Source organism: Promicromonospora citrea (genome assembly GCF_013004695.1).
Taxonomy (GTDB): Bacteria; Actinomycetota; Actinomycetes; order Actinomycetales; family Cellulomonadaceae; genus Promicromonospora; species Promicromonospora citrea.
This window is the reverse complement of the sequence record NZ_JABEMG010000107.1, coordinates 1-15,389: the sequence shown is the minus strand read 5'-3', so window position 1 is coordinate 15,389 and position 15,389 is coordinate 1. Positions and strand designations below refer to the sequence as shown.

16 protein-coding genes and 1 pseudogene are annotated in these 15,389 nt (G+C 74.1%); 9 read left to right on the top strand and 8 right to left on the bottom strand.

Annotated features, from left to right (window positions below):
• The first annotated feature begins 194 nt into the window (after positions 1-194).
• From HLB15_RS17690 to HLB15_RS17675, 4 genes are all read left to right on the top strand, one after another.
• Positions 195-404, top strand: a complete 210-nt coding sequence (locus HLB15_RS17690) for a hypothetical protein (RefSeq protein WP_171107067.1) — start codon at positions 195-197, stop codon at positions 402-404.
• A 35-nt stretch (positions 405-439) separates the two neighbouring features.
• Complete coding sequence (locus HLB15_RS17685) at positions 440-1,552, top strand: adenosine deaminase (RefSeq protein ID WP_171107066.1); 1,113 nt, start codon at positions 440-442, stop codon at positions 1,550-1,552.
• The gene (gene deoC / locus HLB15_RS17680; RefSeq protein ID WP_171107065.1) at positions 1,549-2,298 is read left to right on the top strand and encodes a deoxyribose-phosphate aldolase; all 750 of its coding nucleotides are present in this window, start codon (positions 1,549-1,551) and stop codon (positions 2,296-2,298) included. The genes HLB15_RS17685 and deoC overlap by 4 nt, the downstream gene beginning before the upstream one ends.
• Before the next feature lie 96 nt (positions 2,299-2,394).
• Entirely contained in the window at positions 2,395-3,000 is a 606-nt protein-coding gene (locus HLB15_RS17675) for a ribonuclease FAU-1 family protein (protein ID WP_171107064.1), read from the top strand.
• Positions 3,001-3,008: 8 nt separating this feature from the next.
• On the opposite strand, the gene HLB15_RS17670 is transcribed toward HLB15_RS17675, so the two are convergent.
• Positions 3,009-3,824, bottom strand: coding sequence for a siderophore-interacting protein (locus HLB15_RS17670; RefSeq protein WP_171107063.1), 816 nt, complete (start codon positions 3,822-3,824; stop codon positions 3,009-3,011).
• Between the two features lie 99 nt (positions 3,825-3,923).
• Between HLB15_RS17670 and HLB15_RS17665 the strand changes: the two genes are divergently transcribed.
• Together HLB15_RS17665 and rfbB are read left to right on the top strand one after the other, a co-directional pair.
• Positions 3,924-5,090 (top strand): nucleotide sugar dehydrogenase, encoded by a 1,167-nt coding sequence (locus tag HLB15_RS17665; protein ID WP_171107062.1) that lies wholly within the window; start codon positions 3,924-3,926, stop codon positions 5,088-5,090.
• 2 nt (positions 5,091-5,092) lie between these two features.
• On the top strand, positions 5,093-6,088 hold the full coding sequence (gene rfbB, locus HLB15_RS17660; protein ID WP_171107061.1) for a dTDP-glucose 4,6-dehydratase: 996 nt from the start codon (positions 5,093-5,095) through the stop codon (positions 6,086-6,088).
• Between the two features lie 3 nt (positions 6,089-6,091).
• Here the strand turns inward: rfbB and HLB15_RS17655 are convergent, their stop codons facing one another.
• Positions 6,092-6,712: a dTDP-4-dehydrorhamnose 3,5-epimerase family protein gene (locus HLB15_RS17655; protein WP_171107060.1), complete on the bottom strand. Its 621-nt coding sequence runs from the start codon at positions 6,710-6,712 to the stop codon at positions 6,092-6,094.
• A gap of 53 nt (positions 6,713-6,765) precedes the next feature.
• Between HLB15_RS17655 and rfbD the strand changes: the two genes are divergently transcribed.
• Positions 6,766-7,635, top strand: coding sequence for a dTDP-4-dehydrorhamnose reductase (rfbD, locus tag HLB15_RS17650; RefSeq protein ID WP_171107059.1), 870 nt, complete (start codon positions 6,766-6,768; stop codon positions 7,633-7,635).
• A gap of 9 nt (positions 7,636-7,644) precedes the next feature.
• Here the strand turns inward: rfbD and rfbA are convergent, their stop codons facing one another.
• Positions 7,645-8,508, bottom strand: a complete 864-nt coding sequence (rfbA, locus tag HLB15_RS17645) for a glucose-1-phosphate thymidylyltransferase RfbA (RefSeq protein WP_171107058.1) — start codon at positions 8,506-8,508, stop codon at positions 7,645-7,647.
• A gap of 117 nt (positions 8,509-8,625) precedes the next feature.
• Between rfbA and HLB15_RS17640 the strand changes: the two genes are divergently transcribed.
• Complete coding sequence (locus HLB15_RS17640; RefSeq protein WP_171107057.1) at positions 8,626-9,726, top strand: LCP family protein; 1,101 nt, start codon at positions 8,626-8,628, stop codon at positions 9,724-9,726.
• 63 nt (positions 9,727-9,789) lie between these two features.
• Here the strand turns inward: HLB15_RS17640 and HLB15_RS17635 are convergent, their stop codons facing one another.
• Positions 9,790-11,562, bottom strand: a complete 1,773-nt coding sequence (locus HLB15_RS17635; RefSeq protein ID WP_229785326.1) for a phospho-sugar mutase — start codon at positions 11,560-11,562, stop codon at positions 9,790-9,792.
• Positions 11,562-12,401: a purine-nucleoside phosphorylase gene (locus HLB15_RS17630; RefSeq protein ID WP_171107056.1), complete on the bottom strand. Its 840-nt coding sequence runs from the start codon at positions 12,399-12,401 to the stop codon at positions 11,562-11,564. The genes HLB15_RS17635 and HLB15_RS17630 overlap by 1 nt, the downstream gene beginning before the upstream one ends.
• 88 nt (positions 12,402-12,489) lie before the next feature.
• Between HLB15_RS17630 and HLB15_RS17625 the strand changes: the two genes are divergently transcribed.
• On the top strand, positions 12,490-14,037 hold the full coding sequence (locus tag HLB15_RS17625) for an NAD(P)H-quinone dehydrogenase (protein WP_171107055.1): 1,548 nt from the start codon (positions 12,490-12,492) through the stop codon (positions 14,035-14,037).
• A gap of 42 nt (positions 14,038-14,079) precedes the next feature.
• On the opposite strand, the gene HLB15_RS17620 is transcribed toward HLB15_RS17625, so the two are convergent.
• The 3 genes and pseudogenes from HLB15_RS17620 to HLB15_RS17610 form a co-directional block, all read right to left on the bottom strand.
• The gene (locus HLB15_RS17620; RefSeq protein WP_229785327.1) at positions 14,080-14,544 is read right to left on the bottom strand and encodes a hypothetical protein; all 465 of its coding nucleotides are present in this window, start codon (positions 14,542-14,544) and stop codon (positions 14,080-14,082) included.
• 44 nt (positions 14,545-14,588) lie between these two features.
• A complete protein-coding gene (locus HLB15_RS17615; protein WP_229785329.1) occupies positions 14,589-15,089 on the bottom strand; it encodes an NUDIX domain-containing protein in 501 nt (166 codons plus the stop codon).
• Positions 15,090-15,137: 48 nt separating this feature from the next.
• A pseudogene (locus HLB15_RS17610) lies at positions 15,138-15,284 on the bottom strand (acyl-CoA carboxylase biotin carboxyl carrier protein subunit); the annotation flags it as partial.
• Positions 15,285-15,389 lie beyond the last annotated feature (105 nt).

Sequence of the window (15,389 nt, the reverse complement as noted above, 5' to 3'; positions counted from 1 at the left end):
GGCCCTGCCCGCCACCGCTCCGGCGGTCGACCGCACGGCCGCGCGCGTGCGCAAGGCGCTCACCGCGGCGTTCGGCGGCTGGCCGCACCTGGTCTGGGCGCTGCTGCCCGAGCGGCCCGGCCAGTGGCGTGCGGGCGCGGGCCGGGCGACGATGGGGTGACCGACCACGGAGACAGACTGACGAGGAGGTTCGCATGAGCACGCTCCCAGGTCCCGACTCCTGGCACGACGCAGGCCTCGTCCCGCCCGAGGAGGCCGAGGTCGACCCCACGCACGAGCCCGACGAGTACGTCCCCGGCGCCCCGCGCCCCGACGCGGACGGGGACGCGGACGAGGCGGACGTCGTCGAGCAGGCGCTCGACGTCCCCGACGACCCGGACGAGGACGAGCCGCTCCCCGGCTGACGGGGCGTGTCGGCGGCGGACGGTAGGTTGTCAGCATGACCACGCACGACCCCGGGGGCCGCCCCGGCGAGGCGCAGATCCGCGCCCTGCCCAAGGTGCTCCTGCACGACCACCTCGACGGCGGTCTGCGACCGCAGACCGTCCTCGAGCTCGCCGACGCAGCAGCCCACCCGCTGCCCGCGTCCGACGCCGACTCCCTCGCCGAGTGGTTCCGCGACGCGGCCGACTCCGGCTCGCTCGTCCGCTACCTCGAGACGTTCGCGCACACCACCGCCGTCATGCAGACGGCGGACAACCTGGCGCGCGTCGCCCGCGAGGCCGTGCTCGACCTCGCCGCCGACGGCGTCGTGTACGCCGAGCAGCGCTGGGCGCCCGAGCAGCACCTCGCGGGCGGACTCGCCCTGGCGGAGGCGGTCGAGGCCGTGCAGGCCGGGATCGACGACGGCATCGCGGCGGCCGCCGCGCAGGGGCGCTTCATCCGGGTCGGGCAGCTGCTCGGCGCGATGCGGCAGGCCGACCGCTGGCAGGAGGTCGCCCAGCTCGCCGTGACCTACCGGGACGCCGGCGTGGTCGGGTTCGACATCGCAGGCCCGGAGGACGGCTTCCTGCCGTCGCGGCACCTGCCGGTCTGGCGCTACCTCGCCGAGCACGACGTGCCGGTGACGATCCACGCGGGCGAGGCGGCGGGCCTCGACTCGATCGGGCAGGCCGTCCACCTCGGCCAGGCCGACCGGCTCGGCCACGGCGCACGCATCATCGACGACATCGCGTTCGTGGCGGACGACGGCACCGCGGACCTGGGCCGCCTCGCGCACTGGGTGCGCGACCACCAGATCCCGCTCGAGCTGTGCCCCACCTCCAACCTGCAGACGGGCGTCGCCGACTCGGTCGCGACGCACCCGATCACCCGGCTCAAGGAGCTGGACTTCGCCGTCACGCTCAACACGGACAACCGCCTCATGTCCCGCACGTCGATGACGCACGAGATGCAGCGTCTCGTCGACGGCGCGGGCTGGACGCTCGACGACCTCGTCGACGTCACCGTCACCGCCGCCTGGGGTGCCTTCATGCACCACGACGAGCGGCGTGACCTCGTGGAGCAGGTCATCCTGCCCGGATTCCAGAAAGTCGAAGGTGCCCTCGTATGACTGCCCAGCCCGACGCGACCCGGCCGGTCGCCCTGCCGCAGGACAAGGCGGCGCTCGCCGCCTACGTCGACCACACGCTGCTCACGCCCGAGGCGACGGCGGCCGACGTCGCGGCCCTCGTCGAGGAGGGCGCGCGGCTCGGTGTGTTCTCCGTGTGCGTGTCCCCGTCCTTCGTCTCGCTGGCCGTCGAGGTCGCTGCCGGGCGCCTCGCCGTCGCGACCGTGTGCGGGTTCCCCTCGGGCAAGCACATGAGCGACGTCAAGGCGTTCGAGGCCGCCCGCTCCGTCGCCGACGACGCCGACGAGGTCGACATGGTCATCGACGTCGGCACCGCGCGGGCCGGCCGGTTCGACGTCGTGCAGTCCGACATCGCGACCGTGCGCGCCGCCGTGCCGTCCGACCGCGTGCTCAAGGTCATCATCGAGTCGGCGGCGCTCACCGACGAGCAGATCGTCGGCGCGTGCAAGGCGGCAGAGGCCGCCGGCGCCGACTTCGTGAAGACCTCGACCGGCTTCCACCCCGCAGGCGGAGCGTCCGTGCACGCCGTCTCGCTCATGGCGCGCACCGTCGGCGCCCCGGCGGGCGGCACGCTCGGCGTCAAGGCCTCCGGCGGCATCCGCGACCTCGACACGGCGCTCGCGATGATCGAGGCGGGCGCGACCCGGCTCGGCCTGTCGGGCACCGAGGCGGTGCTCGCGGGCTTCGACGGCCGCACGCCGGAACCCTCCGCGAGCGACACCTACTGACGGCTGCGCCGCGTGCGGGATCTCCGCCCTTCTCCGGGCGCCGGGAGGGTGAAGATCCCGCACCCGGTCGTGTCCCGGGGAGGTAGGGTGCCGGGCATGTCGACACCGCCCACCGTGCCCGGGACGACCGTCGGATGCCGGATGCGCAAGTGGGACGGCACGCCGCACTGGCGCTGGGACGGCGTCTACCTGGGGCGGGACGCGCACGGGGCGTGGGTCGGCTACCGCGAGGGCACCCTGTTCAGCCGGCCCGGCCGCCGGTTCCGCACCGACTTCTCCGGGGCCATGGTCTTCGGCGACGGCGGCTGGGTCGCCGACCTGTACCGCGACCACCCCCGCGGCACCCGCCTCTACATCGACCTCGCCAGCGTCCCCGAGTGGCGGGCGGTTCCCGGCGGCGACGGCCCGGCGTACGAGGTGTCCGCGATCGACCTGGACCTCGACGTGCTGGCCGAGGTGCCGGGCAGCGCGCGAGCCCGGCGGCGGGGCGAGACGTACATCGACGACGAGGACGAGTTCGCCGAGCACAGCGCGCGGTACGGGTACCCGGCGTCCGTCGTCGCGCAGGTGCGCGCGGACGCCGACGCCCTGCTCGCCGCCGTCCGCGCCGGCACGCCGCCCTACGACGGCGCGACGGCGCGGCGCTGGTTCGCGGCGCTGGACAGCCTGGACGGCGCCGCCGAGGGAGTCAGCGGGCGCTGAGCGCGGTGTCAGTGGGCGCTGAGCGCCAGGTCGTCCTGCTCGACGGCGGCCTTCCACGCGGACTTCTCGGCCCGCCAGTGCTCGTCGTCGCGGCCGCGGCGCCAGTAGCCCGACGCGGACAGCAGCTCGCGCGGCACGCCCAGCGTGGCCCGGGCCCAGCGCCGCAGGTCGCGCACGCAGCCCGCCTCGCCGTGCAGGAACGTGTGCGGCACCCCCTCGGGCAGCCGCGCGGCCTGTACGACGTCGGCGAGCCGTTCGCCCGCCGCCCGGTGCACCCAGGTCACGTGCAGCTCGGCCGCCCCGGTCAGCTCCTGCTCGTCGGCGGCGTCGCCGACCTCGAGGAAGACGTGCGCGACGGCGTCGCCGGGCAGGGCCTCGCACGCGGCGGCGACGGCGGGCAGCGCCGACTCGTCGCCGGCCAGCAGGTGCCACGGGGCGTCGGGCGAGGGCGCGTAGTCGCCGCCGGGGCCGAGGAACGACACCTCGTCACCGGGCCGGACCCGCTGCGCCCACGGCCCGCCGTACCCGACGTCGCCGTGCGTCACGACGTCGAGGTCCCAGCCGGACGGGGCGACGCGGCGGATCGTGTAGGTGCGCGTCACCGGGCGGCCGCCGGGCTCGGCCGGCTCGGCCATGACCAGCTTGACGTAGCGGTCGGTGAAGGGCGTGGGATCGACGCGGGCGAGGGCCTCGCCGCCGATCGTCACCCGGATCATGTGCGGTGCGAGCTGCCGGACCGCCGTCACGGTGGCCGTGGTGCGGGTGCCCTTCCGGGGCCTGTCGGTCGATGCTGCCTGGGTGATCTCTGAGGTGATCTGCGACATGGTGACCTCAGCCTACGCGCGGTGCGCGGGCACGAGCGCTCTACGATGGGCTCCGTCATCCGAAGGCCTGGAACGGCCATGCGCGTCAGGAGTCCCGTCGTGAAGATCGCTGTCGCCGGCACGGGGTATGTCGGCCTCTCCAACGCCGTGCTCCTCGCGCAGAACCACGAGGTGTGGGCGCTGGACATCGACCCGGCCAAGGTCGACCTGGTCAACGCGGGCCGGTCGCCGATCGCCGACCCCGAGCTGGAGGAGTACCTCCGCGAGCGCACGCTGGACCTGACCGCGACGCTCGACAAGGACGCGGCGTACGTCGGCGCGGAGCTGGTGGTCGTGGCCACGCCGACCAACTACGACGAGGTGACCAACTTCTTCGACACGTCGTCGGTCGAGTCGGTGATCGACGAGGTCCTGGCGCGGGCCCCCGAGGCGACGATCGTCATCAAGTCGACCGTCCCCGTCGGCTTCACCGAGCGGATGCGGGAGCAGCACGAGAACGCCGCGGTGGTGTTCTCCCCGGAGTTCCTCCGCGAGGGCAGGGCGCTGCACGACAACCTGCACCCGTCGCGGATCGTGGTCGGCGACCGGACCGACCGGGGCAAGCGGTTCGCCGACCTCCTGCTCGAGGGCGCCGTGACCAAGGACGTGCCGGTGCTGCTCACCGACCCCACGGAGGCCGAGGCGATCAAGCTGTTCGCCAACACCTACCTCGCGCTGCGCGTCGCGTACTTCAACGAGCTCGACACGTACGCCCTGACGCGCGGGCTGGACACCGCGCAGATCATCGAGGGCGTCGGCCTCGACCCCCGGATCGGGTCGCACTACAACAACCCGTCGTTCGGCTACGGCGGGTACTGCCTGCCGAAGGACACCAAGCAGCTCCTGGCCAACTACGCCGACGTGCCGCAGAACCTCATCCATGCCGTCGTCGAGGCCAACACGACCCGCAAGGACTTCGTGGCCGCCGACATCCTGCGGCGCGAGCCCCGCACGGTGGGGGTGTACCGGCTGGTGATGAAGTCCGGGTCGGACAACTTCCGGGCCTCGAGCATCCAGGGCATCATGAAGCGCATCAAGGCTAAGGGCGTCGAGGTGATCGTGTACGAGCCCACGCTCGAGGAGGACGAGTTCTTCCACTCCGAGGTGGTGCGCGACCTCGACGAGCTCAAGCGGCGCTCCGACGTCATCATCGCCAACCGGCGCACCGAGGCGCTCGACGACGTGGCGGACAAGGTCTACACGCGCGACGTGTACGGGCGGGACTGACGATGCGGATCCTGGTCACCGGCGGGGCCGGTTTCATCGGTGCGAACTTCGTCCACCAGACGGTGCGCGAGCGCCCGTCCGACGAGGTCACCGTGCTCGACGCGCTGACGTACGCGGGCGACCGGACGTCGCTCGACGGCGCCGGCGACCGGGTGCGGCTCGTCGAGGGGTCGATCACGGACGTGCCGCTCGTCGACCGGCTCGTGGCGGAGTCCGACCTCGTCGTGCACTTCGCGGCCGAGTCGCACAACGACAACTCGCTCGCCGATCCGACGCCGTTCGTGCAGACCAACCTGGTGGGCACGTTCACGCTGCTGGAGGCCGTGCGCCGGCACGACGTGCGGTTCCACCACATCTCGACCGACGAGGTGTACGGCGACCTGCCGCTGGAGGGCGCCGAGCGGTTCACGCCGAGCACGCCGTACAACCCGTCGTCGCCCTACTCGTCGACGAAGGCAGGCTCCGACCTGCTGGTGCGGGCGTGGGTGCGCTCGTTCGGCGTGCGCGCCACGATCTCGAACTGCTCGAACAACTACGGGCCGTACCAGCACGTCGAGAAGTTCATCCCGCGGCAGGTCACCAACCTCATCGACGGCGTGCGTCCGCGGCTGTACGGCGCGGGCCTCAACGTCCGCGACTGGATCCACGTCGAGGACCACAACAGCGCCGTGTGGCGCATCATCGAGCGGGGCCGGGTGGGGGAGACGTACCTCATCGGGGCCGACGGCGAGGCCAGCAACCTCGAGGTGGTCCGCACGCTCCTGGAGATCTTCGGACGCGACCGGGACGACTTCGACCACGTGGCCGATCGCCCGGGGCACGACCTGCGGTACGCGATCGACGCGAGCCGCCTGCGCACCGAGCTCGGCTGGACGCCGCGGTTCACGGACTTCCGCGAGGGGCTGCGGGCGACGGTGGCCTGGTACCGGGACCACGAGTCCTGGTGGCGCCCGGCGAAGGCCGCCACGGAGGCCCGCTACGCCCGCACGAGCCAGTAGCCCTCAGCGGTTCGGCAGGGTGGACAGGTAGGTCCTTACCGCCTCGTGGGTGGGGAGGAGACCCTGCTCCCTCGCCTCCGCCAGGGTGGGCGCCGCGGCGTCTTTCTCGGAGAGGAGCGGGGTGAGCGGGGTGCCGTCGCGCGCCGTGTCGGGCCACTCGATGCCGAGCTCCTCGTCCAGCGGGTGCACGCCGTGCTCGCGGCCCGGCGCGTAGCCGGCCGAGCAGAGGTACAGCACGGTCGAGCCGTCCTCGAGCGACATGAAGGCGTGCCCCAGCCCTTCGGCGACGTAGACCGCGCGCCGGTCGACGTCGTCGAGCAGCACGGCGTCCCACACGCCGAAGGTGGGCGAGCCGACCCGCAGGTCCACGACGACGTCGAGCACCGCGCCGCGCACGCACATGACGTACTTGGCCTGGCTCGGCGGCACGTCGGCGAAGTGGATGCCGCGCAGCACGCCCGCGGCGGACACCGAGCAGTTGGCCTGCCGGAGGTCGAACGAGTGCCCGACGGCGTCGGCGAACGGACCCGCCTGGAACGCCTCGAGGAACAGGCCGCGCGGGTCGCCGTGCTGCTGCGGGGTGATCTCGAACGCGCCGGGCACGGCCAGCTCGCGGTACGTCATGGTGCTCCTTGCCGGGGGTCTGGGGAAACCTGGGGTGGCCCTAAGATCCTAGGGTGACTGGAGGAGCAGCGGTGACGGGTGAGAGCTGGCTCGTGGTGGGGGCAGCGGGCATGCTCGGGCAGGACGTGGTGGCGGCGGCCGGCGCCGCCGGGCACCGGGTCTCGGGCACCGGGCGCGACACGCTCGACGTCACCGACGCCGCGGCGGTCCGCGCGGCGGTCGACGGGCACGACGTCGTCGTGAACTGCGCCGCGTGGACGGCGGTGGACGACGCCGAGGCGCGGGAGGCGGAGGCGTTCGCGGTGAACGCGACCGGTGCGGCGCACCTCGCCCGGGCCGCGGCCGCCGCGGGCGCGCGCCTCGTGCACGTCTCGACGGACTACGTGTTCGACGGCGCGGCCACGCGGCCCTACGCGGAGGACGCGCCGGTCGCGCCGCGCTCGGCGTACGGCCGCACGAAGGTCGCGGGGGAGTGGGCCGTGCGCGCGGAGGCACCGGAGACGCTGGTCGTGCGCACCGCGTGGCTGTACGGGGCCGGCGGCCGGTGCTTCCCGCGGACGATCGCCCGGGCCGCCGCCGAGCGGGACCGGCTGAGCGTGGTCGACGACCAGACCGGGCAGCCGACGTGGACCGCGGACCTGGCCGACCTGATCGTCCGCCTGGTCGCCGCGCGGGTCCCGGGCGGCGTCTACCACGGCACGTCGGAGGGCGCCGTGACGTGGCACGGGTTCGCCCGCGAGGTGGTCACCGCGGCGGGCCTGGAGACGCCGGTCGACCCGACGACGAGCGCCGCCTACCGTCTCCCGGCCCCGCGCCCGGCGTACTCCGTGCTGGGGCACGACAGGCTCCGGGCGGTCGGCGTGGAGCCGATCGGCGACTGGGCCGAGCGCTGGCGCGCGGCGGCGCCGGTCGTGCTGGGCTGAGCCCCGGGCTCAGTCCTCCAGCAGGCTCAGCAGATAGCTCCCGTACCCCGACTTGGTGAGCTTCTCCGCCCGGGCGCGCAGCTCGTCGTCGGACAGGAAGCCGCGCCGCCAGGCGACCTCCTCGGGCGCGCCGATCTTGAGGCCCTGCCTGCGCTCGATGGTGCGCACGTAGTCGGAGGCCGCGAGCAGCGAGTCGAACGTGCCGGTGTCCAGCCACGCCGTGCCGCGGGGCAGCACCTCGACCTGGAGCCGGCCCTGGCGCAGGTACTCGGCGTTGACGTCGGTGATCTCGTACTCGCCGCGGGCCGACGGCCGCAGGTCCTTCGCGATGCCGACCACGTCGTTGTCGTAGAAGTACAGGCCGGGCACGGCGTACCGGGACCGGGGGCGGGCCGGCTTCTCCTCCAGCGAGAGCGCCCTGCCCTGCTCGTCGAACTCGACCACGCCGTACGCCGTCGGGTCGGCGACGCGGTACGCGAAGACGGCACCGCCGTCGAGGTCCGCGAACCGGGTGAGCTGGGTGCCCAGGCCCGGGCCGTAGAAGATGTTGTCACCGAGCACGAGCGCCACGGTGTCGTTCCCGATGAACTCCTCGCCCAGCACGAACGCCTGGGCGAGCCCGTCCGGGGAGGGCTGCGTGGTGTAGCTGATGGCGATGCCGAACTGCGAGCCGTCGCCCAGCAGCCGCTGGAACTGGTCGGTGTCCTGCGGGGTGGTGATGACGAGGACGTCGCGGATGCCGGCCAGGAGCAGCGTGGACAGCGGGTAGTAGATCATCGGCTTGTCGTAGACGGGCACGAGCTGCTTGCTGAGCCCGAGGGTGATGGGGTGCAGCCGGGTGCCCGATCCGCCGGCCAGGATGATTCCGCGCATGTGCCGGATCCTGCCACCGCAGCACGGCCCGGCCCCTCCCCCAGACCGGGTGAATTGAGGGTGATGTCCCCTTCGGGGTGATGCGTCCAGGGTGCCCGGACCTGTAGGTACAGGTGTATGCATGCACCCCAGGTTGTCGACGACCCGCGCACCTCGACGGAGCCGGGTCCTGAGCCGGGACCAGCCACGCGCCACGCCCGCCCGCCGCACGGCGGACGACGGCGGCGCGGCCGCGTCGCCCTGGCCGTCGTCGCGGGTGCCCTCGTGCTCGTCGTCGGCGGTGGGGCACTGGCCTGGACCGGCTACACGTCGTCGCTCGACGACAAGATCGAGCGCATCGAGGACCCGTTCGCCGCGCTCGACGAGGCGGACCGCCCCGACCCGGCGCCCGCGGCGGCGCAGGGGGAGGCGGCGCCCCTGAACATCCTCGCGCTGGGCTCCGACAGCCGGATCTCGGCGGGCGACCCGTCGCAGTGGGAGTTCGGCGCGCAGCGCACCGACGCGATCATCCTGCTGCACGTCTCGGCGGACCGGAGATCGGCCGCCGCCGTCTCCATCCCGCGCGACTCCTGGGTCGACGTGCCCGGCTACGGGAAGGCCAAGATCAACGCCGCGTTCTCCTACGGTGGGCCCGCGCTCATGATCGAGACGGTCGAGAATCTCACCGGCGTGCGCATCGACCACTTCGCCGTGGCCGACTTCGAGTCCTTCACCACCCTCACCGACACCCTCGGCGGCGTCGAGATCGAGGTGCCGCGCGAGGGCGGCGGCTCCGAGCTGCGGACCATGACCGGCGAGGAGGCGCTGGAGTTCACGCGCGAGCGCTACTCGCTGCCTAACGGTGACTTCGGCCGCGTGCAGCGGCAGCAGGCCTGGCTGCGGGCCATCGCGGGCAAGGCCACGCGGGAGGTGCGCGACGTCGGCACGGCCACGCGGTTCCTCGACACCGCCCTGAGCTCCCTGGCCGTCGACGAGGGCTTCGGGTTCGACAAGATGCTCGACCTCGTGGTCAGTTCCCGCGAGCTGTCGCCCGCCGACATCGCGTTCCTCACCGCGCCCTACGCGGGCACCGACCGGAGCGCCGACGGCCAGTCGATCGTGGTGCTGGACGAACCGCGGCTCGCCGAGCTCATGGGTGCCGTGGCCGAGGACCGGCTGCCCGAGTACCTCGAGGACGCGCCGGACGGTCTCGACCAGCTCCCGCCGGTCGTGCGGTAGACGGTCGACGGGCGGGAGCCGCCTCGGCAGCCCCCGCCCGTCGCGGTCGGATCCACGGTCGGATCAGAGGCCCAGTGCCGCCCGCACGTCGTCCGCGACGCGGGCCAGCCGCTCCCGCGCGGCCACGCGCGCGGCCGCCAGGTCGGCCGCCGAGGCGTTGCGGTCCACCACCGCGACGACCTCGAGGTAGGCCTTGACCTTGGGCTCGGTACCGCTCGGGCGCACGATGACGCGTGTGTCGTCGTCCGTCAGCAGCACGACGCCGTCGGTCGGCGGCAAGCCGTCGACGCCCTCGGCGAGGTCGCGCACGGAGTCGACGGGCGAGCCGGCGAGCGTCGACGGCGGAGTGCTGCGCAGCGCCGCCATGGTCGCCGCGATCTGCGACAGGTCCTCGAACCGTGCCGAGACCTGGCCGGTGACGTGCAGCCCGATCGCGCGCGCGACGTCGTCGAGCAGGTCGAGGAGGGTGCGGCCCTGCGCGGCGAGGCGCCGCGCGAGCTGCGCGACGGTGACAGCGGCCGAGAGCCCGTCCTTGTCGCGCACGTGCGCCGGGTCGACGCAGTAGCCGAGCGCCTCCTCGTACCCGAAGAGCAGGCCGGGGGTGCGGGAGATCCACTTGAAGCCCGTGAGCGTCGTGGCGTGCTCCAGGCCGTGCGCCGACGCGATGCCGGCCAGCGCGCGCGAGGAGACGATCGAGCAGGCCAGCGTGCCGTCCCGCCCGTCGGCCGCGGCGTGCTCGGCCGCGTCCCAGCCCAGCAGCATGCCGACCTCGTCACCGTGCAGCATGCGCCAGCCCTGCGACGCGGCGGTCTCGGCCCCCTGGTGGGTGCCGAACTGCGGGTCGTGGACGGCGACGGCGCAGCGGTCCGCGTCGGGGTCGTTGGCGATCACGAGGTCCGCGTGCGCGTCCTGGGCCAGGGCCAGCGCGAGGTCGATCGCGCCCTGCTCCTCCGGGTTGGGGAACGCGACGGTCGGGAAGTCGGGGTCGGGGTCGGCCTGCTCCGCCACGGGCACGACGTCGGTGAAGCCCGCCTCCGCCAGCGCCCGCGCCACGGCGGCGCCGCCCACGCCGTGCAGCGACGTCGTGACGACGCGCAGGCGGGTGCCGGCCGCGCCGTCGTGCAGGCCGGACAGGGCCTGGTGGTAGGCGTCGGTGATCTCGGGGCCGAGCACCGTCCAGCCGGACTCGGCGCGCGGCACGTCCTTCGCGGAGCGCACGAGCGCGATCTCGCCGGCGATGAGGGCGTCGTAGGGCGGCACGATCTGCGCGCCCTGCCCGGCGTCGGTGACGACCCGGCCGCCGAGGTACACCTTGTAGCCGTTGTCGGCGGCGGGGTTGTGGCTCGCGGTGACCATGACGCCGGCGTCGGCGTCGAGGTGGCGCACGGCGAAGGCGAGCACCGGGGTCGGGCCGGGGGCCGGCATGAGGTGCACCTCCGCGCCGGCCGCGACCAGGACGGCGGCGGTGTCGCGTGCGAAGTCGGCCGAGCGGTACCGGGCGTCGAACCCGATCACGACGCGCGGGGTGCCCGTGAGCTCGTTCGCGAGGAACGCGCCGATCCCGGCGGCCGCCGCGACGACGACCGCGCGGTTCATCCGGTTCGGGCCTGCCGCCATCGCGCCGCGCAGGCCCGCCGTCCCGAACTGGAGGGGTCCCGCGAACCGGTCGCGCAGCTCGGCGAGGGCCACCTCGCCGGCGTGCGGGTCGGCGGTCGCGTCGACGAGGGCGCGCAGCTCCGCGACGTCGCGCTCGTCGACGTCGGCGGCCATCCAGGCCTCGGCACGCGCGACGAGGTCCTCCCGCGAGGAGGTGGCGAGGGCGCTGTGCTCGGCCATCAGATCTGCTTGACGATCTTGGCGAGCAGGTCGCTGATGCGGGGGCCCGCGGTGCGGCCGGCCTCCAGCACCTCCTCGTGCGCGAGCGGCGTCGGGCTGATGCCCGCCGCCAGGTTCGTGGCCAGCGAGAGGCCGAGCACGTCCATGCGGCAGTGCCGGGCGGCCACCGCCTCGACGGCGGTCGACATGCCGACCAGGTCGGCGCCCAGCAGCGCGGCCATCTTCACCTCGGCCGGCGTCTCGTACTGCGGGCCGTGGAACTGCGCGTACACGCCCTCGGGCAGGTCGGGGTCGATGCTCCGGGCGAGCTCGCGCAGGCGCGGGGTGTAGATGTCCGTCATGTCGGCGAACTTGGCGCCCTCGAGCGGCGTCTGCCCGGTGAGGTTGAGGTGGTCCCTGAGGAGGACGGTCTGGCCGGGTCGCCAGCCGATGTGCACGCTGCCGCAGCCGTTCGTCAGGATGACGGTCTCGCAGCCCGCCGCGGCGGCCGTGCGCACGCCGTGCGCCACGCGGCGGATGCCGCGGCCCTCGTAGAGGTGGGTGCGCGAGCCCAGCACGAGCGCGTGCCGGACGGCGCCGTCCGGCCGCTCGATGCGGATGGAGCGGGTCGTCGACCGGTGCCCCTCCACGACCGGCTTGACGAAGCCGGGGATCTCGGCGGTGGGGATCTCGGCGACGACGTCGCCCAGCAGCTCCGCGGCGCCGCCCCAGCCGGAACCGAGCACGAGCGCGATGTCGTGCCCCGACACCCCCGTCTTGGCCGCGATGTGCTCCGCCGCGGCTGCGGCGACGTCGAAGGGGTCGGTCGTCGGGTCGTCCAGGTCTGGCTCCGTGCTCATGGTCCGAGGTTAACGCCTGTTCCACCCCGGCACGCGCCCACGGGCGGCGCGACTTCGTGCCACCCGCCGGCGATGCGAGAATGGCCGTGTGACCCCCCTCGATCCCGCAGCAGTCCCGCCCCATGTCGTCGTCGTCGGAGGTGGGCCCGGCGGCTACGAGGCAGCGCTGGTGGCCCGCAGCCACGGCGCCCAGGTGACCGTGGTGGAGCAGCAGGGTCTCGGCGGCGCGGCGGTGCTGACCGACGTCGTGCCGTCCAAGACCCTCATCGCCACCGCCGAGTGGATGACCATCGCCGACCGCGCGCCCGAGCTCGGCATCCGGGCGCCCGACGACGTCGTGGACCCGCTGTCCGACGTCGCCGTCTCGCTCGCGACGGGCGGCATCCCCGTCGTCTCCGCGTACGCGGCGCCGGGCTCGTCCGGGCTGGGCGGCTCCGCGGTGCAGGCGGCCGCGTCGTCGGCCGAGAAGCGCAAGCACCTCGTGGACCTGCGGGCCGTGAACAAGCGCGTGCTCGCGCTGGCCCGCGCCCAGAGCGCCGACATCAAGGGCCGCCTGGAGCGCGAGGGCATCCGGATCGTCGCGGGCAAGGGCCGGCTCGACGGGCCGTCCCGCGTCGTCGCCGAGCTGGCTGACGGCGGGACCGAGACGCTCGAGGCCGACGCGATCCTCCTCGCGCTCGGTGCCACGCCCCGCACGCTGCCCACCGCGGTGCCCGACGGCGAGCGCATCCTCACCTGGACCCAGATGTACAACCTGCGCGAGCTGCCCGAGCGGCTGATCGTCGTGGGGTCCGGCGTGACCGGCGCGGAGTTCGCGGGCGCGTACAACGCGCTCGGCGCCGACGTGGTGCTCGTCTCGAGCCGCGACCGCGTGCTGCCCGGCGAGGACGAGGACGCCGCAGAGCTGCTCGAGGGCGTCTTCCGCTCGCGCGGCATGACCGTGCTGTCGCGCTCGCGGGCCGCGTCGGCCGTCCGTACCGACGACGGCGTCGAGGTGACGCTGTCCGACGGCCGCGTCGTCCACGGCTCGCACGTGCTGGTCGCGGTCGGCGGCGTGCCCGCGACGTCCGGCATCGGCCTCGAGGAGGCGGGCGTGCAGCTCTCCGAGTCGGGGCACGTCGTCGTCGACAGGGTCTCGCGCACCTCGGTGCGCGGCATCTACGCGTCCGGTGACTGCACGGGCGTGCTGCCGCTCGCGTCGGTCGCGGCCATGCAGGGCCGCATCGCCGTCGCGCACGCCCTGGGCGACGCCGTCCAGCCGCTCGCGCTGCGCACCGTCGCGTCGAACATCTTCACCGCGCCGGAGATCGCGACCGTCGGGTACAGCGAGGAGAAGCTGCGCGCGCAGGGCTCGCGCTACATCACGACGACGCTGCCGCTCGCCCGCAACCCGCGCGCCAAGATGCTGGGCGTGCGGGACGGGTTCGTGAAGCTCTTCGCCCACCCCGAGGCCGGTGTGGTCCTGGGCGGCGTGGTCGTGGCGCCTCGGGCGTCGGAGCTCATCTTCCCGATCACGCTCGCCGTGCAGCACCGGCTCACGGTCGAGGACATGGCGTCGGCGTTCACGATCTACCCGTCGCTGTCGGGGTCGATCGGTGAGGGCGCGCGCGTGCTCGACGCGCGGGTCAGCGGCTGACCGGACCGGTTCCCGGCCGGGCGTCCGCGTCCGGCCGGGCCGCTAGGCGACCGACGCGTCGAGGACGACCTGGCCGTCGTCGACGGCGACGCCCGTGACCGTGAGGCCGGGCACCTTGGCGTCGAGCAGGCGCTCGACGTCGACCGCGATCCGCGCGTCGGGCTGCACGTCCACGACGCCCGGCGGCAGGCCCTGCTTGGCGACCTCCTGCTCGATCGGCGCCGCCGCGAGGCTCAGCAGCCGGTGTGCGGGCAGGCCCGCCGCGTTGACCTCGACCGCGAGCGTCGCGACGCCGCGCTCGAAGGAGGCGAGGCGCACGTCGGCGCGCACGATCGGCGCGATCTTGACCGCCAGCCGGAGCGGGCCGGGCAGCGTCTCGAGGCGGCGCAGGTCGGCGACCACGCGAATCACGTCCCGGTCGCCGACGACGGAGCTGATGACGGGAGGGGCCTGCCGGGCGATGCGCGCCAGGCCGAGCACCTCTTCGGGAGCGATCCGGATATGCACTGTTCGACCCTATAGCAGCGGGGCGTGGCAGGCCGGGGCTGCGCTCAGCCCAGGAGCGTGAGCAGCCGGGGCAGCGCCTCGCCGAAGGCGGGCAGGAGCTCGAGGCCGCCGAGCTCGTCGACGCCGACCCACCGCACCTCGAGGCTCTCGGGGTCGGCCGCACGGGGCTCGACCCGGGCGCCGGGCGCGACGTCGGCCACGACCGTCGTGTACGACCAGGCCGGGTGCTCGAGCACGTGCGTGCCCACGACGCGCACGGCGGCCGGGTCGATGGCGGCCTCCTCCTCGGCCTCCCGGAGCGCGCCCGCCGTCGGCTCCTCGCCCGGTGCGAGCGCGCCGCCGGGGATGCCCCACGTGCCGCCCATGTGCGACCACAGGGCGCGGTGCTGCAGCACGAGGTCGGCGGGGGCGCCGCCGTCGTCCCGGCGCACCAGCAGCAGGCCCGCGGCGCCGAACAGGCCCCAGTGCCGGTGGTCCTCGCACGTGATCCAGCCGTCGCCGTCGTGCCGGTGCAGGTTGGCGGGAGGCAGGATGGGGTTCGGCACGGCGTCAGTCTGTCAGGTCGAGGCCGGGCGTGTCTGCCGGGTGTGCGCTCAGTCGACGATCTCGCAGAGCGCGGCCCCCGCGGTGACCCCGGCGCCCGGTGCCGCCGTGAGCGAGCGGACCGTACCCGCGCGGTGCGCGAGGATCGGCTGCTCCATCTTCATGGCCTCGAGCACGACGAGTTCCTCGCGCTCGGCCGCGCCATGGCGAAGGTCGCGGCGTCCGCCCGGGAGGCGGGCGGCACGCAGGAGGGGCTCGCCGCGCACTGCGACTGAGGCCAACTCCACACGCGCCCGAGTTCA